Genomic DNA, 22,859 nt, shown 5'->3' on the forward strand with positions numbered 1-22,859 from the left:
TTCCGAACAGAGAAGTTAAGCCCGTTAGCGCCGATGGTACTGCATTGTGGGAGAGTAGGTCGTTGCCTTTTTTGGAAACCCTTCATAGAAATATGAAGGGTTTTTTGTGTTTATAAGGTTTTAGTTTTTAATAAACTTTAATACAACAAATTGTTCATTTACTTTAATTTGTACTAAATACATACCTTGCTTTAAAGTTTCTATATTTATTTGATTTAAAGAAACCTCTTGTTTTATAACTGTTTTACCTGTCATATCCAAGACGGTAATACAGTTAATAGTTTGATTGGATAGATTCTTTATCGTTAATATGTCTTTTGCTGGATTTGGGTAAATTCTAAAGCCACTTTCAGTGAAACTATTTTCTTCAACCGACAAAGCAACTGTTGATAAAGCCCATAACTCCCTTCCATTGGCACCACCATTATCGGCCGAGAAAAATAAATTATTGTTTACAACGGTTAAATTTGCTGGAGCAGAACTTTCTGTAAGGTAGCGAATATTGTAACCAACCGTTCCTTCTGCTGTTCCGTCGGTACGAAATAATTCTTGACCAATAGTGTTACCAGTTGCAACAAAATATACATAGCCATTTAGAGATGTAAACTCTACCGGTTCAGAATAAAAGTTGCCTGAAGCTGGATTTTTTAATAATACTGTTCCAGTTTCAGTGCCATCACTTTTCCAAACATCTAAATAGCCATTAGAATCGAATGCTTGAAAATAAAGCGTACCATTACAGTTACTCAAAGCAGTTAGTTGTGAAGAAATAATTCCCGGTATAATATCCTTTACTAATACTGTTCCTAATTCTGTCCCATTACTTTTCCATAATTCTGGCCCATGGACACCATCATTTGCTCCAAAAAACAAGAGACCATTAACATTGGTTAATTGATAAGGGTTAGAAGCATTACTTGCAAACCCATTATCTCCTGGAAATATATCTTTAACCATAACTGTACCAGACTCTGTGCCATCGCTTTTCCATAATTCGCGATTTCCATAACCGTTGTTTCCAACAAAAAATAAAGTGCCATTAACATTGGCCATTGGCATATTTGAACTAAAACCGCCTTGACTTCCAGGTAGAATGTCTTTTACCATCACAGTTCCAGGCTCTGTACCATCACTTTTCCATAATTCATAGCCATTAACACCATCTGAAGCCCCAAAAAATAACGTGCCGTTAATATTTATTAACCTACCAAGAGAGGTAGGTTGAGTTGTTGGATTAATATCTTTGACCATTACCGTTCCTGCTTCTGTACCATCACTTTTCCATAAGGCATAATCGTTTACACCATCGTTGGCCGCAAAAAAGAGTAGGTTTCCAACACTCGTAAGCTCTTCTATGTGTGCATAGCCGTCATCTATAGTGCTAGGTCTAATGTTTTTTACCATCATTGTACCAGACTCGGTGCCATCACTTTTCCAAAGTTCTATACCATTGATGCCATCATTTGCCTTAAAAAATAAGGTACCATTTACAATAGTGAAATGAGATGGATTTGAATTTTCTGTTCCTGCGTTAATATCTTTTACCATAACAGTTCCTGCGGAAGTACCATCACTTTTCCATAGCTCCAAACCATTGGTTGGATTGTAAGCTTTAAAAAATAAAGTGTTATCGACTCGTATTAATTCAGAGAAAATAGAGTAGAGAATAGACGATGGCGTTCCTGGATTAATATCTTTTACCATATAAGGGGTTTGTGAGTATGTGTGCCAATTTACAATAAGGATGATTGGTATCAGTAATGTAATTTTTGTTTTCATGATTTTCTAGGTTTAGGTTAATAGTGATGTGAAATTATGCGATAAAATGATATGTGTCAATCAACCTTTTGTATCATTTTTTATAATAGTTCACTCATTTTGAAAGTAATAGGTGCTTATGTTGGCATAGTTGTGTTTTTTGGATTTCGTTATTCTACCAGTATAGAATGAATTATTGAGAAGCTCTTTGTTTAAAATTGATTCTGATTTATGGTAACCTGAATTATACGCTGTGGCATAGAATTTAATCTTGTCGGTTTCAGTTTTTGAATTTTATTTTGTAAATCCTGTAAAAATGCCAGAACCGGAATGTTGTGCATCATTCATCCATAACACCCTTTTTCCTTTTAAGACAGTAAAGTAAACATCAAATATCTTTGGTTTACCCTCCATTTCTGAAAAGTATAGTTGCCAGTTATTTACAGATTTGAAGGTTCCGGCGCCTTTTGCCTGTGCCATACCCATGCTGCCACCGTAAGAGTTGGCAGCCGTCAATTGCCATGTGTAGCTTTGCCCACTCCCAAATTCAAAAGATTCAGAAGATGAATACGTACTCATACCAGCACTGTTGCCGGTATATATGTTGGTATAATAAGTATTGCTGGAAAAACGGGTGCTCCATTTGCCTGTGCCATTAAGATCAGAAACCGCTACGGCAAATTTGTTTCTTCCAACCATAGTATCCAATGTTTTCAATATATCAGAATCACTATCCCATTGGATTGTTTCTGGATCAAAATTAAAGTGTTGCACAAATGAATTTTTATCCGGCGAAACAACTTCTATCCATCCAGAGCTTTGCTTGAATAAGACGACATAGACAGCTTCTTGAGTCTTGTTTTCTATAACACTCCCCATGCCAATGTAGGGGCGATTATAGGTGCTAATGTATGTGGTTTTGAAGTTTTGCAAATTACTGTAACGCGGTGCAACCAAAATATCCCATGCGGCACGGATTTGCGGATCTGGATCTGCCGGGATAATCGTTCCTTCTTTCGGATAGTGCAGTGATACTTTTATATTTCCTTTTGTCACTTCCACCCAGTCGGCCTGTTCGGTTGCAACCCAGCCATCATCAAAATTGGTTGTTGTAAATGCAAAGCCCTTTCCAGCAGTTGCGGGGTTATTATTAATTACTTCTGTTACTGAATTTTGCTCTTTTAATTCGGGCTTTTTCAATTCAAGAGAACCAATAAGGTTTTCAATATCTTTTATATATCGCTGGTTTGGTGTGGTGGCTACAATACTCATGCAAACACCATACCCTGAAAAAGTAGTTAGCAGTACCATTGTTTCTTTTGCATTAAAAATAAATTTACCAGCACCTGATTTTATTTCCATCCTTCGGCTTCACTAGTATCAGTACCCAATGGTGGTTCAGTTGTATGGTATTGTTTTGCTACCAATGTTTGCCATTCACTGTCAAAATCAGCATCAATACTTCCTTTGCTTACTGTACTTTTATAAATACCTGTCTGGCACCAGCTTTTATCTTTCTTATCTATGAAAGTATAGCTGATAACTCCTTCATTGGTCACATTCGTTAGTTGAAACTATGCACTTTCAGTGCAAGACTTTCAGTTTCTACAAATTTTCTATAACAGTTTTCGTTTACCATAATTTTTTGATTTTTTCGTGATGTATTCAAAAAGCAATTTCATTGCTCAAAGAAACCTATGGACTTGCAGTCCATAGTGGTTTAGTTATTTCTTTTGTCCAACTTTTAGGTGGGGTATAGGTGAACAGGTCAAAAGTTTGTTTTTGAGAGATTGCATTAAGGGTGAATGTAAAACCCAACATTATCAATATCAATTTTTTCATCACAGTTATTTTGAAGATAAAACTAATAGGAATTGGCATTGAAAACTATCCTTTAAAACAGGGGTTTTTTAAAATTATTTTCTACTTGAATATTTTTGGAGCTGTTAAGTCATAGTCAGAAAAACGCCTGCTATAGTACCACCCGTTGGGGTAGGGTTGGATCCCGGAAAATTTTCCATCCCGTAATGTTTCGTTATTGGTCTGTAATATCAGGTCCCAATCTTTCATTGAATCATCATATCTGATAACAAATTGGTATGTCATTGTTTCCAATGGCCGTTCGTTGGTGGCTATCAGTTTTACTAAGGTATCACCATTATGTTCCCAGCTTTCAACTACAGATCTTTCCGGTGTAAGCGTAACCTGGTTGTTATTCATTTTTAAAAGACCTGTTTCTTTTACAACGTAAATATATTTAGCAGTCATTCCCCAGGTCCGTTGGGTAAATGTATAGCTGTTATCACTTTTGAAGTTGTAAATGCTTTTTGTATAGCCGCTATTCATACCGCCTGCATTATAGGATAGAGAAATACTGCGGGCCCACTTACCAGAAAACTGGATGGTGCTGTTATTGTTTTCAACAATAACAGGAGCGGTAGTTCCATTTTCTTTATAACTAACACTGGATAAAAAATTTGCTATAGTGGAATCGTAATCAGGATTGTTATAAATGATCTGTAAGCTGGTAGTTTTTTTAAATCCGGTACTGGTACTGAGAATAATAATATTATTATCATTATTATTAAACGTAAAGGTGCTTATCCCTGTTTTCGTATCCCAGTTCCCATATTTTTGTATTCCAGATGTCTTTACAGAATCAGAAATCTTGTAACTTTTTGCTGCAAGTTCTTCCCACTCATTTTCAAAATCTTCATTGATGCCACCCTTACTGGCAATACTTTTGAACACCGTTATCCTGCAGTAACTATCTTTTTGTTTGTTACTGCTTATATAACTTATAAATGATCCTTCTTTTACGTTTTTATCCCAGTTTTTTGGTGGGATAAAATTTGTAATGTCAAAAGATTCTTTTTGTGCGAACATTTGGCATAGGGATAAGCTAAAAATACAAACAAGGGATATATTTTTCATTATTTATTACCGTATTAATAAACCGGCACATTCGAAAACGTGCATTTCATTTCACCAGAAAACCCATCTGTAAATGTTTGTTGTTCTGCATCTCCTTTGGTAACCGGTTTTAGACCTTCAATCATTATGCCCGTTGTAAAATAGCCGCTTGCTTTTCCATTCTCAACTTTTTCTATTACAAATATGCAATTTGGGGAAGGAGCTGGTAAATGCCTTGCCAATGAATTATCTACATAAGAAGCCATTGTTCCATTTGCCACTATAGGTGAAAATCGATAGATATAAGGTTTTTGTGTAGCGCCATACAATAACACAGCCTCATTATCTGTGATTTCTGCATACTGTTTACTTCCATATAAGGGAAGTTTTTGGGCTATTTCTGTAAAATTATAAGTTTCTGGTTTTAGTGAATTGTTAACAGACTTTAGTTGTATTTTGAAATAATTTTCCTTGTTGTTGCCTTCTTCTTTACTGGCCGTAAAAGTGAAGCTATTGTCACCAGTTTTCATGATTTGTGCAAAGGGAAGATTGACGTTTAAGATTTTACTTTGCAGTTTTACAATTGCCTCACCAGAAACAGCAGATATATCTGTATTTTTGGTTGAAGGGTTTTTTACATTGTTTCCCAATTTTGAGTCCGAAGTAGGTAATACCCCCGAAGGAGCAATATAGTTATCAGCCTCTGATTTAAATATAAATTCAACTCTTCTATTCTGTGCTTTACCTTCGGCACTTTTATTATCTGCAATTGGTTGGTTTTCACCACGTCCCTCGGTTTCTAATTTACTTTCATTAATATTAAACTGATTTACCAAAATACTTTTAACCGTTTCGGCTCTTTGCTCTGAAAGTTTTAAATTTGAAGCATCATCTCCATCTGCATCTGTATGGCCAACAATTTTTACAGTACTTGTAACATCTTTTAAAACCTTACTTACATCGAGCAATGCTCCCATGCTTTCAGGCTTTAGTTTAGAAGTACCTGCAAAGAATAATAGATTACTGACTATTTTACCTTCTTCAAATTTTGCTCGGGTATCAGGAATATCTTTTGCGATTCGAATATTACTTATGTAAGCATCAAACCCACCAGTGCTATAGAATGAAAAGCCTAATTGGTTTGGAAGGTATTCTTCACTTATCGCTTGGAGGTCATATAATTTTCGATCATTCCACCACATTCGGAAACGCTTTCCTTGCACACACATACTAACATGTACCGGCATGGTATTGCTGTAGGGAAGGCTTTCTGTCATCGCGTCTGACAATTTTTTATCACCGGCATAGAGACTGGCTCTGCTCATATTATCACCGCTTAAAATTGCTGAAAAGTTTAGGGCAGGTTTTTTGCTACTTGACAAAATTGATTCATCGGTGACTAAATTGCCTCCTGTATTAATTAAATTGATATCAATTCGGGGATCATAAGAATTTTTGATAAGTAATAAATCAAATTCAATGGTAAAATTATTTCCCCAGCTTTGCTTTTTACTGCGAATAAAATGATTGGCACTAGTGGAAGCCATTTTTACCCAGTTTCCTTCAAGTCCTTCAATAGTAACTACTTCAGCAGAGGCTGATGTAATCCATCCAAGTGGTGTTTCCCCAATATTATCCTTTTCAAAATTGTCAAAATATAAAATGCTTGAGCCAGGAACAAAATCAAATTTGCTGTATACTTTTAGATTAGATGAAGACGAAGCTCCTGCCTTTGTTCCTGTCGTAGCTTCATTTTCGTCACTTGAATCATCTTTTGACTTCTTTTTTATTTTTACAGGCGACTTTGCATCCAGTAAACTGTCTAAGGATTTATCAATGGTTCTATCTGTTTTGGCATCAACTTTCTGTTCTGTTTTGTCAGTTATTTTATCTTTAAGTTTCTTTAAAATCTGTCCGCTAGAAATGTTACAAATCACGAACATCCCGATAAGTAATAGATATTTTTTCATTGGTTTATAATTTAAATTATTTTTAGCTTTTAATTCATTGACTTATATTCTCTTGATTAAAAATTATTCCACGCCCCGCCAGTATCTAAATCATAGCCATATTTATTGGAAACTGTTTGCAAGCCACCTTTGCCAGTACTGTAATAAGTCCAACCAATACGAACGGGCTGTAGTGTTGCGCTTGTGGTCATGACCCCATTGCAGCCCATCGTTTCTGTGCAGGCCAATACTTGTATTCTTTCCATTTTGATGGTGTACTGTGTGGTGGAAGTTCCAGCTTGCATCACAGATACCTGACCGGTTGGCAATAATTCATCACTTGCCATTGCTTTTTTCAATTCGGCAGCAGAACCACTAATGTTCATAGTAAAACTTACTTGTGAATTGTTTTTGCCACCCGATGCAATGGTAAGTGCCTGAATCCATTTTTCGAAGCCACGGGTTACGGCATCCCCTTTAATAGGCGTGCCAGATGCATTGGTTAAATTGATATATACTTCTGAGGTTTGTGCTAACGCCATTATGGGTAGCAACATTAAAGTTAATAGTAGTTTTTTCATTTTTTATTAGATTATATGTTGTTGATTGATAGGTTAATTTGTCAATAAATTGTTTTTGTGACGGATTAGTTATTTTTTGTTGCTGTTTTGATTGATTCTTTCCCTAACAAGCTGTGCAATTTTTCAAAATCAACAGCCTCTTTAATACCATCAATATTTTTTTCAAAGACAGGTTCTCGTTGCGTTAACTCATATTGTATGTGAAAGAATTGAGGCACAGAAGGTTTTAGATTTTTTCTGTAATAAACAATGTTGGGTTTAATGGCAATAAATGAACCTAAAGTTCCTTCCTCAACAAAACCATTAAATCGCTCTTCATCATTCCACATGCAAATGGCAGGCTGGTTCAGGTAATCAGCGGTTTGATCCATGTAGTCCTTAATTCGGTTAGCAAACTCCTGATAGTACGCTTTACTGTCGGGTTGTTCGCTCATGGTTTTGTCCAGTCTTTTTTTGGTGAGCTGCAAATATTCCTTTCGGCTTACATAATAAAACGGTAAAGTGTCATTATAGGTAATCAACCACGAATACTGCATGATCTTATTTTCACGGTAGGCATCTCCAACAATTTCTTCACCCATAAAATAAAATCCATCTTTTTTCTGGGGTTTTTGTTTCAATTTTAGATAGCCTCTTAATTCATCGTCCGGTAATTCAGCGGCATACAACCTGTTGAGATTATATATTGCATTGATTGTAATCTTGTAATTGGTGGTTGTAGAAACATCAACATAATATTTTGACTTATCAATACTATTTTTATCGCATAAGTACCTGAGAATATACATACTGTAGTAATATGGATCTGCAATCCAGTTCTTGCCCTGTGCAAGATATTTACCAAATACTGTACTGTATGAAATCTGGCAACCTGTGGGTTTGTAATTATCACTGATTAATTGATGGAGGTTATTTAAAATTGCTTTTTCTTTAGCTAACTCTATGGCGCTAATGTTTTCAATAGAACCCTGTGCCGCTTTTTTCCATGTGCCAGGTAATTTGGCAAGATTTTCTGATTTACAATCCTGCGCATTGGAGCTGATTGTAATCCCTAATAAAATAATCAATAGTATATTTTTCATAATGAATGTTATTTAAAATTTTTGATCACTATTTTATACCTTCTAAAATTCCTTTACCCGAGGTAGTTACTCCACTATTAATAGTAATTTTAACATCTGCCCCAGCTATGTTTTGCCCTGCTACATTGGCATCAACTCCAACAATAGCAACTACATCTGTAAGTCCATTACCATCAAATTCTACTCCAACAGCTGCCGAACCTTCTACTTCAACACCAGCTGGTCCATCAAAGCCTTTACTTACTCCTATCAAAGCCGAGCCTGAAAATTTTCCTGTTTCTACGTTGTCATTTATATCAATTTTTACTCCACCAAAATCGAATTCTCCGTATAAATTACTGCAACTGGAAGTGATTTTATATACCCCAAGGTTCATTGTGCTCACATACTGACAGCTTACATCATCAAAATTTTGTAATTGGCTTGGGTCTCGAAATACAGGAACAAGTTCGCACCATTTGCTTTTATCCATAAAAACAACCCTTTGTTCACTAATTTGTCTAAGCCAGGTTAGTTGAGCATTAACTTTTACAAGTTCAAATTGTTCTGGCCATAATGTATATTGATAATAATATAAAAGATCACTACCTCGGCGCAGGAAATTATCAAAATATGCCTTATAGGCGGCTACTAGACCACCATTGGCAGATCTTAAAAATTGAGACCTATTTGCATTTGATTCACTGCAATAAGCTGCTACCGGGTTCGATTTTCCTTCGCCAATTTCACCTTTATATTCACCATCTATTTCTTCCTGATTTCGATTAAAGATATCCTCGTATTCTTTTATTCGTGCCAAGGCATTATTGACAGGTTCAAATTCTTTTGTAAAAGCAAAAGCCATATCGGCTTGTATATCACTTACCCCAGGTCCTAATTTTATGTTGGCTTTGACTGCGTATCCAGGTAGCAATTGGTAATATTGACCATTTTGAGCACCACTTATGATCCGATTAGTGCGTAATTCATTTTCAATCTCCCATAACTTTACTAATTCTTGTTGTTTTGATTCAAGTTCGTTAATTTTTTCTGCAATTTTATTCCTAAAATCTTTCCAATAATTTTTAAGAAGTTCATTTTGATCAACATTCATCGGAAAATCTGGCCACGTAAATTTTTCTAAACCCATTGGGTCCTGTGGCATAGGTATGTCCCAGTTTAGATCATCACTTTTTATAGTATAGCCCAACTTTTTTAATCTGTTTACTTTTTCAGTACTAAAGGCTTTACTAATGCCTTTTTTGCCAGCAACAAGAGCTGCAGGAATATTACCCTTGCTTTCTTCAATTAAACAAATAGCCATATTTGCCTGAGGATGGTTAGCATAAATACGAACGGTACTGTCGGCATAACGTTCGGCTCTTGGTATATCACCCAACCCCAACCATGCCTGGGCTATGTTGTTAAGAATGCTGCTGTTTTTGGGAAAGCGTGAATTGAGATTGTTTAAAATCGGTAGTGCTTTTTGTTCTGCACCGCATGAGGTTAAAAACGATGCATAATTGTTCAAATGGATTGCATTGGTTGGATCTTCTTTGCAGACTTCTCCCATAATATATAATGCAAGTGTGGGCTTGCCATCCATCCACAACCCAACCGCTGAATTCCCTTCAGATTTATTTAAACTTTTTATTTGCTGATAAATTTCTGCGCCTTTGGCTTTTGTAGCAGGTGATAATCTTTGCAGTACTTCCTGTTGTGTTTGATCGATGTACGCACTCATCCCGGAATTTGAAAGTTTGGTTGCAAGGGCTGCTTTAATTCTTAAATCATCTTTTTTTGGTACAATCCTGTTCTCGTTATCATAAGCATTTTTCATGTTTGCATCACTAACGCTGGATACTGTTCTTTGCAATGCTTTCATATTGGGCATTTTTATACCCATACTATCCATCATTTTTTTATCTTCTTCACTCATTTCATCCATACCTTGCTGCATTTCCTTCATCATGTCCTGCATTTCTTTTTGGGTAGGAGGTTTTTCAGTTGGTTTTCTTTGCCCAAATGAAATGTTCACTAAAAACATCAAACTAATTATGATATAAAATTTTTTCATCTTATTAGGTTTATAATTAACCAATTAAAATCTCAACGCTTTATAAATTTGGTTATCGAATTTTTTCCTTCAAGGGTTGTTTGTAAAAAATACATGCCTTGTTTTAAAGATTCAACATTGATTTGATTTGAAGACTCCGCTTGTTTTAAAACTGTCTTACCAAAAATATCCATGATACTAAAACTGCTAATTGGTAAATTTGATGGATTTTTAATGGTCAAGATATCCTTCACGGGATTTGGGAACACCATAAAATCAACTGTGGTAAAATTGCCTACACCTAAAGTGGATGTTGGGCAATTGATTGTAATGGGACTGTTAATATTTGAATTGCTTCCTCCGTTGCCGAGTTGCCCATAAGGATTTTTCCCCCATCCCCACATCGAACCATCAAGTTTAATTCCCATGGAATAGTCAATCCCACCAGAGGTAAGTCGCTGCCAAGTGAGGTCCGTACCTATTTGTATGGGTGTATATTTGTCTATCAATGTTCCGTCTCCAAGTTGACCAAAATCATTGCGTCCCCAAGCCCAAAGTGTGCCATCGGTTTTTAAGGCATGTGAATCGTAATTTCCGGTATAAATTGACTGCCAGTTAGTGTCTGTACCAATTTGCGTCGGAACGTACTTGCTGATATTGGAGCCATCACCCAATGCGCCTCCAAAATTCTGTCCCCAAGCCCAAAGCGTGCCATTGGTTTTTAATCCCAATACATGGTTGCTGTTTCTTATGGATAAATTCAGCCAATTGGTGTCTGTGCCAATTTGTGTGGGTATGTTCACCGCTGGGTTTGTCCCGCTAACGGCGCCGAAGTTGCCATTTCCAAGGTTCCCATAAAAATTTTGTCCCCAACCCCATAGTGTGCCATTTGTTTTTATGGCATGGGCATGGTCGTAACCTGCATATACATTTCGCCAATCGGTGTCTGTTCCAATTTGCATGGGTGTACTTCTGTTGGTATTGCTGCCTCCATCGCCTAACTGTCCATAATCATCGATACCCCAAGACCAGAGCGAGCCATTGTTTTTAAGTGCCAAAACGAAATAAGCACCAGTAGCAATACTTTGCCAATTATTGTCAGTACCTACTTGCACAGGATTAAAATAAAAACCTCCATTAACCCCAAGTCCGAGTTGTCCATAATCATTATCTCCCCAAGCCCAAAGCGTACCATCGGTTTTTAAAGCAAACGAATCACCATAGCCAGCAGCAACAGTTTGCCAGTTTGTTGCGGTTCCAATTTGTTTAGGAACGCTTACACCAGTTCCCAGTCCCCATGTCCAAAGTGTACCATCAGCCTTTATGGCCAAGGAGTGATATGAACCTGTAGCTACACTTTGCCAACATTGGGCATTCATGTGTGTGGTTATGGCGATGATACTTAACAGCGTAAAAATTCGTTTCATAATTTTATCTCTTAAATTTTAAATAAAATTATGTTTTAATCAGACGCTTGTCAATCAACCGTTTGTATCATTTTTAAGAAGCAAGAAGCAAGAAGCAAGAAGCAAGAAGCAAGGAGCAAGAAACCTATTAATAAGTTAGAGGGATTTGGAAGGTGACCGTTGTTCCCTTGCTTAATTCGGATGTTATTTTGTAGTTACCTTTCAATTCAGAAATTCTTTTTTTGTAGTTGTTTAGTCCGTTTCCAGAATGTTTTAGGTTGGTATCAAAACCCCTTCCGTTATCTGAAATGGTGATTATAAGGTCGTTGGAAATCTCAAATTCCAAAGTTATTTTAGTGGCATCTGCATGTTTTATGGCATTGTGTACCGTTTCCTTTACCAAGAGATAGGTGTTTCGGTTTCTGGCCCATCCAAAAAACAGGGTGGGTATGTTTTCTGGGAGATAACTTTCAAAATGGATTTGTGCATTTTCAGTCAATTCACTCATTTGGCCACGAATGTAATAAATAAGTTCTTCAAGGTTTTGGTTACTTTCATTTAGCGACCAAATGATTTCCTTCATTTTTTGAACCGAATCGTCGCTTATTTCAGTAATTTTTTCAAGTCCCTCTTTTTGTTCGGTTTTCCCGTTATAAATTGCACCAATGATGTAGCGTATCCTGCTCAACCCAGAACCTACATCGTCGTGCATTTCACTGGCGATGCGAAGACGTTCTTCAACAATGGCGGTTTTTTGTTGTTCGGAAAGCAATGCTTTTTTTATCCTGAAATTTCTAAATTGGTAATAAGCAAATACGGATAGACTGATAATAACAATCACAAGAACCAACGAAATCCAAAATCGCCTCTTGTTCTGTAATGTTTTGATGGTGTTTTGCTGTTGAAGTGATTGTATCTGAAGTTCTTTTTTTTGAGTTTCATATTGTACGTCAAGTCCTTGCAATTTGTTCTTCAAATCAATGGAATTGAGACTGTCATTCAATACATCATGTTTTTCCAAATAGCGATACGCATCCTTATAATTCTGGATGTCATTGTTCAATTCCGCCATATTTTTGTACACCAATAGCAAATGGCTTTTCATCTGATTGCTTTCTGCCAATTGTTCGGCTTGCTTTATATATTCTAGTGATTTGTCATAATCTTTCAAATCTTTGTAATACGTTGAAAGAAATGTCAAAACATTTATTTTATAGAAAATGTTTCCCGTGGCATCATAATATTCCAGTGCTTTTTTTGCATATTCAATGGCTTTTGGGTACGCTTTTTCCGCTGCAAAAACCCGTGACAATAGATATTGGCTACTGGCGATTTTATCGGGCAATTCCAATGTTTTGGCAAGTTTGATGGCTCTTTCAAGATAGGGTTTAGCCTGGCTAAATTCATTTTTTTCGATGTACCCATTGGAAATATACTCCAAGGCTTCCACAATGTTCAAACTGTCTTTTGCGGCGTCAGATTGCTGCAGTGCCAACTTTGAATAGGCAATGGATTTGTCAAAATTGCTTGAATTAAAAAAACAGATACTGATAAAAATATTGATTTTCCGCTCGTAGTCAAATTCTTTATTCGCGTTGAACAAATCAATACCCTTTTGGAAGTAAAGCAAGGCATTTTCATATTCGGAATTGTACATATAGGCATTTCCAAGATTTGTGGTGTACATAGCCTCGTAATGCTTATCGTTGTATCGCTTTGCCTTAATAATGGACGCTTCCATGAGCTTTTTCAAATCCCCATAGTTTCCTTGAAACAAATACACATTGCCCAATTTGCTGGCATGGTCAAAAACACCTTTTTTATAATCAATGGAGTTGCTTATCTTATTTGCTTTGTTGTAGTAATAAATTGCTGAATCATAATTGCGGTCAAACCAGTGGTCGCCCAACTTATTAATGGCATCGACCTTTGACTCTTCAGAGCTTGCTTTGTCAATGTCGGATTGTAATTGTTCAATGGACTTCTGTTGGCAAAAACAATTCAAAACAGAACCCAAAAAAACGGAAATAAAGAAAAGCCTTGTTTTTTTCATCGAATTTTAAATTTATAGACAGAACACTTTGCACATCTACTTGCCATATAGTTTGTTAACCGCTTCCGTTTTGTTCTGTACCTGAAGCTTTGAATAAATATGATTGAGATGCCGTTTTACCGTACTCAACGAAATGTTGAGCTTATCGGCAATTTCCTTATAAAGAAAGCCTTTGCTCAAAAGCAACAGTACTTCTTGTTCTCTTTTGGAAATCAATTCATTGACAGTATTTGATGTTGTATTTGGATTGAACGAGCTCAATACTTTCCGAGCTATTTTTGGAGACATTGGGCTGCCACCATCATAAAGTTCAAGTAACGCTTCAATGATTTTTTGAGGCGCAGTGTTTTTAAGAATGTAGCCACTTGCCCCAGCTTTTAAGGCTTCAAAAACTTGGTCGTTGTCCTCATAAATGGTAAACATAATGAAGAGCGTTTCGGGAATCTTGGATTTTAGTTCATGGATGCAGTCAATACCACTTTTACCAGGCAAATTAATATCGGTAAGGACAATATCTGGTCTTAAATCTGGCAATTCGCCGATGGCATCTTCTGCATTTTCATAACTTTTGAGGAGTGTAAAATTCGAATCTGCTTCAATAATGGTTTCCAATCCCTTTTGAATTTCTATAAGATCCTCTATAATGCATAGTGAAATCATTCGGTTGCGATTTAATTTGCTAATTAAAGGTAGTTAATTTCAATATGCAATAGCACAAACGGTTGATTTTTATAAGTTTGCAACAAACAAAAAATCCCGTAAACATAAGTTTCGGGATTTTTTTTTGTGGTACCTCCAGGAATCGAACCAGGGACACAAGGATTTTCAGTCCTTTGCTCTACCAACTGAGCTAAGGTACCAAACTAATTGACAATTTTGTACTTTGCCCTACCTCCCGATAGCTATCGGGATGAGCTAAGGTAGCTCGCTAAAGCGGATGCAAATATATATTGATTTTTATTATTCGACAAGATAAATTTGAAAAAAATGAATCCTTTTCCGTGTTTTTTTATTTTGGGAGGTACATGTATTTTAATATCAATATAATAAGTTAAATACGAAGGGTTATTATTTCCTGTTTTTGTAAATTTGGGCTTTAATCAATATATGAATCTAATAATAGACGTTGGTAACTCTTTTGTAAAATTAGCGGTATTTAAAGGCGACCAAATTAAGCATAAAGAAGTCGTGGAAATAAATTTGATTTTAGAGCGCGTTAAGGCTATTAAATATAAATTTAGAACGGTTAAGAAGGCCATTATTTCATCGGTTGGTAAATTAAGTGAAACAGATGTTAAGGTTATCAGCCTGTATTTTAAGGTGCTGATTTTGAATTCTGACACCAAATTGCCTTACACAAGTCTTTATAAAACACCCAAAACCTTAGGAGTTGACAGAATGGCGCTTGTAAGTGCTTCCGTTAATCATTCCCCCAATAAGAATGTGCTTATTATTGATGCAGGAACTTGCATTACTTACGATTTTATAAACCAAATGAATGAACACTTGGGCGGAGCCATTTCACCGGGTTTGCGAATGCGCTATAAATCGTTGAATAATTTAACGGCCAATTTACCGTTATTAGATACAGATTTACCAAATAATATTATTGGAATTTCAACCGAAGAATCCATACATTCTGGCATTGTATATGGTGTTTTAAAAGAAATTGATGGGGTTATAGAAGATTATAGACGGAAATATTCAGATTTAACAGTTATTTTAACAGGAGGCGATGGTAATTTCTTGTCTAAACAATTAAAAAGTAGCATATTTGCGACTTCTAATTTTCTTTTAGAGGGACTGAACTTTATTTTACAATTTAATTCAAACGAATGATCAAAAAACTTGTATTGGTTTTTATTGCAGTTTTTGCAATTAGTAGTTATGGGCAAGAGGGCACCGCCTCTCCTTATTCTTTTTACGGTATTGGAAGCTTAAAATTTAAAGGAACAGTCGAGAACAGAAGCATGGGTGGGTTAAGTATCTATACCGATAGTATCCATATAAATTTACGAAACCCCGCTTCGTATGCAGGAAAAAATTTAGAGGTTTTAAACAATGAGAGCAGGCCTGTTAAATTTACCGTAGGAGGAAGCTATTCCAGCATGGATCTAAAAAGTGATTCGGGCAGCGACAAGGCGTCGTCAACCACGTTTGATTATTTGGCATTATCCATCCCAGTGGGCAAACTTGGTTTTGGTTTTGGCTTATTGCCTTATACATCGGTAGGATATAAATTGGAATCTCTTAACAATGATGCTAGGATTTCGAATAGATTTAAAGGGCAAGGGGGGCTTAACAAAGCGTTTTTTGGTTTGGGATATCTAATTATGGATGGGTTAAGCGTTGGTATTGATGCCCAGTACAACTTTGGGAATATTCAAAATAGTACGGTAGCCTACTCGTATGATGTTGATGGTGACCCAATACCAAACCCATCTAGAGAGAACAATAGATCTGATTTAAGCGGCTTGAATTTCAACTTAGGAGTCTCATATAAAACCATGTTGGACCAACGTTTGGAGCTTGTTTCAGGTATAACATATACTCCCGAGAGTAATTTGGCATCAAGGAACGAAAGATCATTTTCAACCATTACAATTAATTCCAGTACAGGACAAGAGTTTGTATTGAATACTATTGAAACGGATTTGGAAGCTTCGGGGTTGAAAGAAACCAATTTGGTATTGCCATCAAAATTCTCAATAGGCGTGGGAGTTGGAGAACCCATGAAGTGGTTTGTAGGAATAGAATCAGTATACCAACAAACGGGTAACTTTTCAAATCCTTTGTACACAAGTAGTTTCACAAAGTATGAAGATGCAACAACTATTTCGATTGGAGGGTTTTATATTCCTCAGTACAATTCGTTCACAAGTTACTTTAAGCGAGCCGTATATAGAGCAGGTTTGCACTTTGAGAATACAGGATTGGTTTTTGAAAACCCCGATCCAAACATAAAAAAAGAGTCCATAAAAGAGTTTGGCATATCTTTTGGAGTAGGCTTACCGGTTGGAAGCTTTTTCTCAAATGCCAATTTAGGATTCGAATTAGGAAAAAGAGGAACTACTAACAGTAAATTAATACAAGAGAATTTTGTTAATTTCCAATTAAGTTTATCTTTGAACGATAGATGGTTCAGTAAAAGAAAATATGACTAACAGCGTAAATTTATTATCATGAAAACAAAAATTACATTAGTGCTAGCTTTATTATTTATTGGGTTAAATTTTGGGTACGCGCAACAAGATGAGGAGTGTATGACAAAATTGTCTATATTCCATGAGTATGTGAAAGCAAAAAATTATGATGCAGCCTACCAACCTTGGATGGATGTTAGGAATAAATGCCCAAAATTCAACATTGCCATTCATGTGGATGGAGAGAAAATTTTAAAGGATAAAATTGAAAAAGCTACTGGCGCAGATAAAGCAGCGGCAATAAATGATTTATTGAAACTTTGGGAAGAAAGAGGAGAGCACTTTCCTGATAAAACTCCAAAAGGCGAATATGCTGCTCAATCTTGCCAATTGATGTATGACAACAAGGGGGTTTTGAACAAGTCCAACAAAGAGTTATATGAATGTTTCGATGCCGCTTACAAAGCTGATAAAGAAACATTTACCAATCCACAAAGTTTATATACTTATTTTTCTTTGATGGTGGATTTATTTGATGCTGGTGAAAAACCTGCTGAAGATTTATTCAATAAATATGATGATATTGTAGAAAAAGTTGAAGATGAAGTGAAAAACTATTCTGAAAAATTGAACGCCCTTATCGAAAAAGTAGACGCGGGAACCGAATTGACCAATAGAGAAGAAAGCTATAAAGCATATTTTGAAAGCTATTTAACTAATTATGATTTAATTGCCTCTGGTATTGATGAAAAAATGGGAAGCAGGGCGAATTGTGATATTTTGATTCCTTTATACGAAAAGAACTTTGAGGCCAATAAAGAAAATGCCGTTTGGTTACAAAGAGCCGCAGGAAAAATGGTTGAAAAAGACTGTACCGAAGATCCATTATTCTTTAAAATGGTAAACGCATACCATGAGTTGAGTCCAACAGCTAAATCGGCTTACTACTTAGGCGTATTGAAAGATAAACAAGGAAAATCCAACGAAGCTATTTCTTTTTACGAAGAAGCCATAAAATTAGAAACTGATAATTACAAAAAAGCTGATTTGAATAATAGGATAGGACTAAAATTAAAAACGAAAAGTAACTATGGTAGAGCGAGAAGCTATTTTAGAGAGTCGCTTAGATTGAACCCTTCAAACGGAAAACCATACTTGTCAATTGCCGCTATGTATGCAGCAAGTGCCAACAGTTGTGGCGATACCAACTTTAATAAAAGAGCGGTGTATTGGTTAGCTGCAGAAGAAGCTAGGAAAGCTGGCCGTGTAGATGCTACGCAAGTTGGAAATGCCAACCAGTCGGCCGCAAGTTATTTGGCGAAAGCGCCAACTAAAGCTGAGATTTTTAGCGGAAATATGGCTGGGAAAACCATTACGATCAGTTGTTGGATTGGAGCTTCGGTAACCGTACCAAGCCTTTAATGAAAAAAGTGATTTTAAATACTATTTTAAACATAGTCACCATCGTTATGGTGGCTATGTTTTTTTCATGTAACGACAGTTTTAAGCAGGTTCAAAAAATGGGCATTTCGGAAAATGAACCTGTTGGAATCGCTGTAAACATTAATTTAAAATACACCGATTCCGGCAGGGTTACCGCAACCCTGATAAGTCCCAAAAGACTGGATTTTTCCAATAGGGATTTTCCATATAACGAATTTCCAGAAGGCATTATCCTGGATATTTATGACGAGGATAACAAAAAAAGTGTCGTGGTTTCTGATTATGCCATTATTTACGACCAAACAGATATTATAGATTTACAAGGCAATGTGGTTATTACAACCGCAGATAATAGGGTTTTAAAAACTGAACAATTGTTTTACGACCGGCAAAAGGAATGGCTTTTTACCAATAAACCCGTGACCTTTACCAGCGAAAAAGACATTATACATGGCAACGGTTTCGATTCTAATTCAAAATTTACCAATGCCGAAGTGCTAGAGGTAACCGGTTTGGTTACCGTAGAAGATTAATTTTCCCTTTCCTTTTAATTTTAAAAGTACCCTTCTTCAATTTTAATTATCTTTACACTCAGAATCAATACTACTAGAGATGAAATATTCTAAAATTTTTCAATATGCCTATTTAGTTTTTGCAGTTTTATTTGTTTATGACGGTATTTCAAAATGGAACCATGCCACCAATGGTGCATACATATCATTTGGATTGGCAGCATTGGCTATTTTTATGTTTTTCTTCAGAAGAAAGTTTAACAAGAAATATCAAAACAAAGATAATTCAAACTAAATGAGTAGTGATGTTATTATCATTATAGTATCATTAATACTGTCGGCTTTTTTTTCGGGTATGGAGATTGCCTATGTGTCTTCAAACAAAATCCATATAGAAATAGAGAAAAAACAAGAAGGCATCCTTTCTAAAGTATTGACCAAACTTACCGCAAAACCTTCAAAATTTATTGCCACCATGTTAATAGGCAATAATATCGCGTTGGTTGTTTATGGGTTTTTTATGGGCGATTTGTTGGTGGAATGGTTTAAAGATATGGTGCCAACCTCATACGCTTTTTTAGACTTATTGTTTACCGATTTTAGTTTATTGACCCAAACCATTATATCTACGTTACTTATTTTAATTACTGCCGAGTTTTTACCAAAAGTATTTTTCCAAATATATTCCAACACTTTTATAAAGGCATTTGCCATTCCTGCTTACGGGTTTTATGTGCTGTTTACTTTTATTTCAGATTTTGTTATCTGGATCTCAGATTTTGTTTTGAAGCACCTTTTTAAAACCCAGGGCGACCAAATTCAACTGGCATTCACTAAAGTGGAATTGGGCAATTACATAAGTGAGCAAATGGAATCGGTTGAAGCGCATGATAATGTAGATTCTGAAATACAGATTTTTCAAAATGCCTTGGAATTTTCCGAAGTAAAAGCCCGAGAGGTTATGGTGCCCCGTACCGAAATCACCGCTGTTGAAATTAACGATTCCATAAAATCGCTCAACACCTTATTTACCCAAACAGGCTTTACCAAAATTTTGGTCTATAAAGAAACCATCGATGATATTTTGGGTTATGTGCACTCTTTCGAGTTATTTAAAAAGCCAAAAAACATCAAGGCGATGATGCTTCCGGTGGAGTTTGTGCCCGAAACCGTTTTTGTAAAGGATGTGCTTAGTTTGCTTATTAAAAAAAGAAAGAGTATTGCCGTGGTGTTGGATGAATATGGCGGCACTTCGGGCATTATGACCGTTGAGGATATTGTTGAGGAATTATTTGGTGAAATAGAGGATGAACATGATACTGATGATTTGATTGAAGAAAAAATAGATAACACCACCTATACATTTTCGGCACGATTGGAAGTAGATTATATTAATGAAACCTATAAATTGAACCTTCCGGAAAACGAAAATTATGAAACTTTGGGCGGATTGATTGTTGATGATACCGAAGAGATTCCGGCACAAAATGATGTTGTAAGGATTGACACGTTCCAATTCACCATTTTAGAAGCTTCAAACACTAAAATAGACCTGGTGGAACTAAAAATTTTAGACGAGGGTTAAGTATAAATAATTAAACATCCAACTACTTTTATTATTAAATAGAAAATAGTATTTTCGCACTCGATATTTGGTCAACAATATGGGCCAACCAACTTAACAAGAAAATCCGGGCAAGGATTTAAAATAAAATAATTTCAGATGGCAGTTTTAAATAAGATCAGGCAACGCTCACTTTTTTTAATAATAGTGATAGCATTGGCGTTATTTTCTTTTGTATTAGCAGATTTGTTTAAAAGCGGAAATTCGTTTTCGGGCAAATCGCACAACATTGTTGCAACAATAAACGGAAAAGATATTACCCGCGAAGACTTTATGCTAAAAGTAGAAGCAGCACAACGTCAAGCAGGGCCCAATGCATCCAATTCCCAGGTTATGAACCAAGTTTGGGAACAGGAAGTTAGAAAAGCCATTATGGAAAACCAGTTTGGGGAATTGGGTATTTCCATTGAAAAAGACCAAATGAGAGACTTGCTTAAAACAACATTGGCAACCAGCCCAGAGTTTTTAAACGAAGCAGGTATGTTCGATGAAAATAAATTGAACGAATATATAGCGAACCTAAAGGAAACCTCGCCGCAAGGTTATGAAAGTTGGGTCAATTACGAAAAATCCATTGCCGACAATGCTTTGCAACAAAACTATTATAATATGGTAAAAGCGGGTTTAACGGGCACCCTGTTGGAAGGTGAGTTGGAGCATAAATTGGAAGGCAATAAAGTGGATATTAAATTTGTACAAATACCGTATAGTTCCATATCGGATAGTGTGGTAAAAGTGTCCAAATCGGATGTTTCCGATTACATCAGTAAACATAAAAAACAATTTGAAGTAGAGGCTTCAAGAGATATTAAATTTGTTCAGTTTAATGAAGTAGCTTCCGTAGAAGATGAAGACGGCATTAAGAAGAATTTACAAGACTTGTTAAAAGATAGAGTGGAATACAACGAAACCAGTAAAGCTGATGAAACGCTTGTTGGGTTCTTGAATACCACCAATAACGAAAATTTTGTAAATTCAAACTCCGATATAAAATTCGATAAGCGTTTTGTATTCAAATCTAGTTTGCCAGCGGTGGCTGCCGATAGTATCTATAATCTAAACATTGGGCAAGTTTATGGCCCGTATATAGATAACGGCTATTATAAAATTTCAAAAGTCATTGCCGTGAAGCAAATCCCGGATTCTGTAAAAGTAAGACACATTTTAATCCCGTTTTTAGGATCCCAAAGTGCTGATGCTACTGTTACCCGAACAGAAGCACAGGCAAAAATAACTGCTGATAGCTTATTGGCTGTCATTAAAGCAGACCGATCTAAATTCCCGGAATTAGTAAAAGCGTTTTCTTCAGATAAAGGAAGTGTTGATAATGAAGGGCGTTACGATTGGCATCCATACAACAGCATGGTTCCGGAATTCAATGATTTTGAATTTGAAGGTAATGTTGGCGATTTAGGCATTGTTAAAACCGTTTTCGGATTCCATATCATAGAAATTGAAGGTCAGAAAACTAAAAATAAAGCAGTACAAGTAGCCACTATAGCGAGACCCGTAGAGCCATCTGAAGGTACTGTGGATAAAATATTTAGAGATGCCTCTAACTTTGAAATTGCCATTGGCAAAAAGGATTTTGAAGCCGTAGCAAAAGAAAAGAACTTTGTGGTGCGTCCGGTAAATGGCATGAAAGAATTGGATGAAAACATCCCAGGCATTGGAAGTCAAAGACCCATCGTCCGTTGGGCATTTGAAGATGGTACCGATGTAGGCGATATAAAACGTTTTAATATCCCAAATGGTTATGTTATTGCACAATTGGTAGCAAAACATGAAAAAGGATTAATGTCTGTTGATGATGCCAAGGCTACCGTAATGCCCATTGTTCGCAAAGAAAAAAAGGCAGAAATGATCAGGAAAAGAGTATCGGCAACTACATTGGATGCTTTAGCAAAAGCTGAAAACACGACGGTAAGAACCGCTGATGCTATTAATATGAAGAACCCAACCATTACAGGAGTAGGTAGAGAGCCGTTGGTTGTAGGAGCTGCTTTTGGATTGAAAAACGGGCAAACCTCAAGATTAATTGATGGTGAAAATGGCGTATATATGATCCAGGTAACCAAAGTAGAACCTGCGGTTAAATTGGACAATTACCAAGCGGCTGCCAATAGAGTAGAACAACAAAAAATAAATGTAGCCACTTCAAGACTTTATAGTGCGTTAAAAGAGGCTGCTGAAATTGAAGATTACAGAGCAAAAAATCAAATACAGTAAAAAATACCATTTATAGAATTTAAAATGCCTCGAATTTCGGGGCATTTTTTGTTTTCTATATTAAATTGAGTTAATCCTGTAAGTTCTTCGTGTAGCTTTGTGTTTTCTTTGTGAAACTTAGTGCAATAACT

The 22,859-nt window shown here is 36.1% G+C and carries 18 protein-coding genes, 1 tRNA gene and 1 rRNA gene; 8 read left to right on the forward strand and 12 right to left on the reverse strand.

Features of this window, described 5'->3' with window-relative positions; all coding sequences use genetic code 11:
* A 5S ribosomal RNA gene (gene rrf, locus ACU1LP_RS07110) occupies positions 1 to 71 on the forward strand; the annotation flags it as partial.
* A gap of 49 nt (positions 72 to 120) precedes the next feature.
* On the opposite strand, the gene ACU1LP_RS07115 is transcribed toward rrf, so the two are convergent.
* The 12 genes from ACU1LP_RS07115 to ACU1LP_RS07170 form a co-directional block, all read right to left on the reverse strand.
* Positions 121 to 1,779, reverse strand: coding sequence for an ELWxxDGT repeat protein (locus ACU1LP_RS07115; protein ID WP_445735939.1), 1,659 nt, complete (start codon positions 1,777 to 1,779; stop codon positions 121 to 123).
* Between the two features lie 273 nt (positions 1,780 to 2,052).
* Positions 2,053 to 3,120, reverse strand: coding sequence for a hypothetical protein (locus ACU1LP_RS07120; RefSeq protein WP_445735940.1), 1,068 nt, complete (start codon positions 3,118 to 3,120; stop codon positions 2,053 to 2,055).
* A complete protein-coding gene (locus tag ACU1LP_RS07125; RefSeq protein WP_445735941.1) occupies positions 3,111 to 3,317 on the reverse strand; it encodes a hypothetical protein in 207 nt (68 codons plus the stop codon). Before ACU1LP_RS07125 ends, ACU1LP_RS07120 begins: the two co-directional genes overlap by 10 nt.
* Before the next feature lie 364 nt (positions 3,318 to 3,681).
* The gene (locus ACU1LP_RS07130) at positions 3,682 to 4,692 is read right to left on the reverse strand and encodes a hypothetical protein (RefSeq protein WP_445732049.1); all 1,011 of its coding nucleotides are present in this window, start codon (positions 4,690 to 4,692) and stop codon (positions 3,682 to 3,684) included.
* Positions 4,693 to 4,706: 14 nt separating this feature from the next.
* Positions 4,707 to 6,641 (reverse strand): OmpA family protein, encoded by a 1,935-nt coding sequence (locus tag ACU1LP_RS07135; protein WP_445735942.1) that lies wholly within the window; start codon positions 6,639 to 6,641, stop codon positions 4,707 to 4,709.
* Positions 6,642 to 6,697: 56 nt separating this feature from the next.
* A complete protein-coding gene (locus ACU1LP_RS07140; protein ID WP_445735943.1) occupies positions 6,698 to 7,201 on the reverse strand; it encodes a type VI secretion system tube protein Hcp in 504 nt (167 codons plus the stop codon).
* Between the two features lie 65 nt (positions 7,202 to 7,266).
* On the reverse strand, positions 7,267 to 8,283 hold the full coding sequence (locus ACU1LP_RS07145; protein WP_445735944.1) for a hypothetical protein: 1,017 nt from the start codon (positions 8,281 to 8,283) through the stop codon (positions 7,267 to 7,269).
* A gap of 28 nt (positions 8,284 to 8,311) precedes the next feature.
* Positions 8,312 to 10,339 (reverse strand): tetratricopeptide repeat protein, encoded by a 2,028-nt coding sequence (locus ACU1LP_RS07150; RefSeq protein WP_445735945.1) that lies wholly within the window; start codon positions 10,337 to 10,339, stop codon positions 8,312 to 8,314.
* A 32-nt stretch (positions 10,340 to 10,371) separates the two neighbouring features.
* Complete coding sequence (locus ACU1LP_RS07155) at positions 10,372 to 11,745, reverse strand: RCC1 domain-containing protein (protein ID WP_445732054.1); 1,374 nt, start codon at positions 11,743 to 11,745, stop codon at positions 10,372 to 10,374.
* Between the two features lie 127 nt (positions 11,746 to 11,872).
* Entirely contained in the window at positions 11,873 to 13,777 is a 1,905-nt protein-coding gene (locus ACU1LP_RS07160; protein ID WP_445732055.1) for a tetratricopeptide repeat-containing sensor histidine kinase, read from the reverse strand.
* A 36-nt stretch (positions 13,778 to 13,813) separates the two neighbouring features.
* Positions 13,814 to 14,437 (reverse strand): response regulator, encoded by a 624-nt coding sequence (locus tag ACU1LP_RS07165; protein WP_445732056.1) that lies wholly within the window; start codon positions 14,435 to 14,437, stop codon positions 13,814 to 13,816.
* 127 nt (positions 14,438 to 14,564) lie between these two features.
* A tRNA-Phe gene (locus ACU1LP_RS07170) sits at positions 14,565 to 14,637 on the reverse strand.
* A 247-nt stretch (positions 14,638 to 14,884) separates the two neighbouring features.
* On the opposite strand from ACU1LP_RS07170, the gene ACU1LP_RS07175 reads away from it, so the two are divergent.
* From ACU1LP_RS07175 to ACU1LP_RS07205, 7 genes are all read left to right on the forward strand, one after another.
* Positions 14,885 to 15,616 (forward strand): type III pantothenate kinase, encoded by a 732-nt coding sequence (locus ACU1LP_RS07175; protein ID WP_445732057.1) that lies wholly within the window; start codon positions 14,885 to 14,887, stop codon positions 15,614 to 15,616.
* Positions 15,613 to 16,941: a hypothetical protein gene (locus ACU1LP_RS07180; RefSeq protein WP_445733389.1), complete on the forward strand. Its 1,329-nt coding sequence runs from the start codon at positions 15,613 to 15,615 to the stop codon at positions 16,939 to 16,941. Before ACU1LP_RS07175 ends, ACU1LP_RS07180 begins: the two co-directional genes overlap by 4 nt.
* An 18-nt stretch (positions 16,942 to 16,959) precedes the next feature.
* Positions 16,960 to 18,342, forward strand: coding sequence for a hypothetical protein (locus ACU1LP_RS07185; RefSeq protein ID WP_445733390.1), 1,383 nt, complete (start codon positions 16,960 to 16,962; stop codon positions 18,340 to 18,342).
* Positions 18,342 to 18,896: an LPS export ABC transporter periplasmic protein LptC gene (lptC, locus tag ACU1LP_RS07190; protein WP_445731749.1), complete on the forward strand. Its 555-nt coding sequence runs from the start codon at positions 18,342 to 18,344 to the stop codon at positions 18,894 to 18,896. Before ACU1LP_RS07185 ends, lptC begins: the two co-directional genes overlap by 1 nt.
* 79 nt (positions 18,897 to 18,975) lie before the next feature.
* Complete coding sequence (locus tag ACU1LP_RS07195; RefSeq protein ID WP_445731750.1) at positions 18,976 to 19,170, forward strand: hypothetical protein; 195 nt, start codon at positions 18,976 to 18,978, stop codon at positions 19,168 to 19,170.
* Positions 19,171 to 20,460 (forward strand): hemolysin family protein, encoded by a 1,290-nt coding sequence (locus tag ACU1LP_RS07200; protein WP_445733391.1) that lies wholly within the window; start codon positions 19,171 to 19,173, stop codon positions 20,458 to 20,460.
* 138 nt (positions 20,461 to 20,598) lie between these two features.
* Positions 20,599 to 22,728, forward strand: a complete 2,130-nt coding sequence (locus ACU1LP_RS07205) for a SurA N-terminal domain-containing protein (protein ID WP_445731752.1) — start codon at positions 20,599 to 20,601, stop codon at positions 22,726 to 22,728.
* The last annotated feature ends 131 nt before the right edge of the window (positions 22,729 to 22,859 follow it).

It is taken from the genome of Mariniflexile sp., assembly GCF_052728615.1.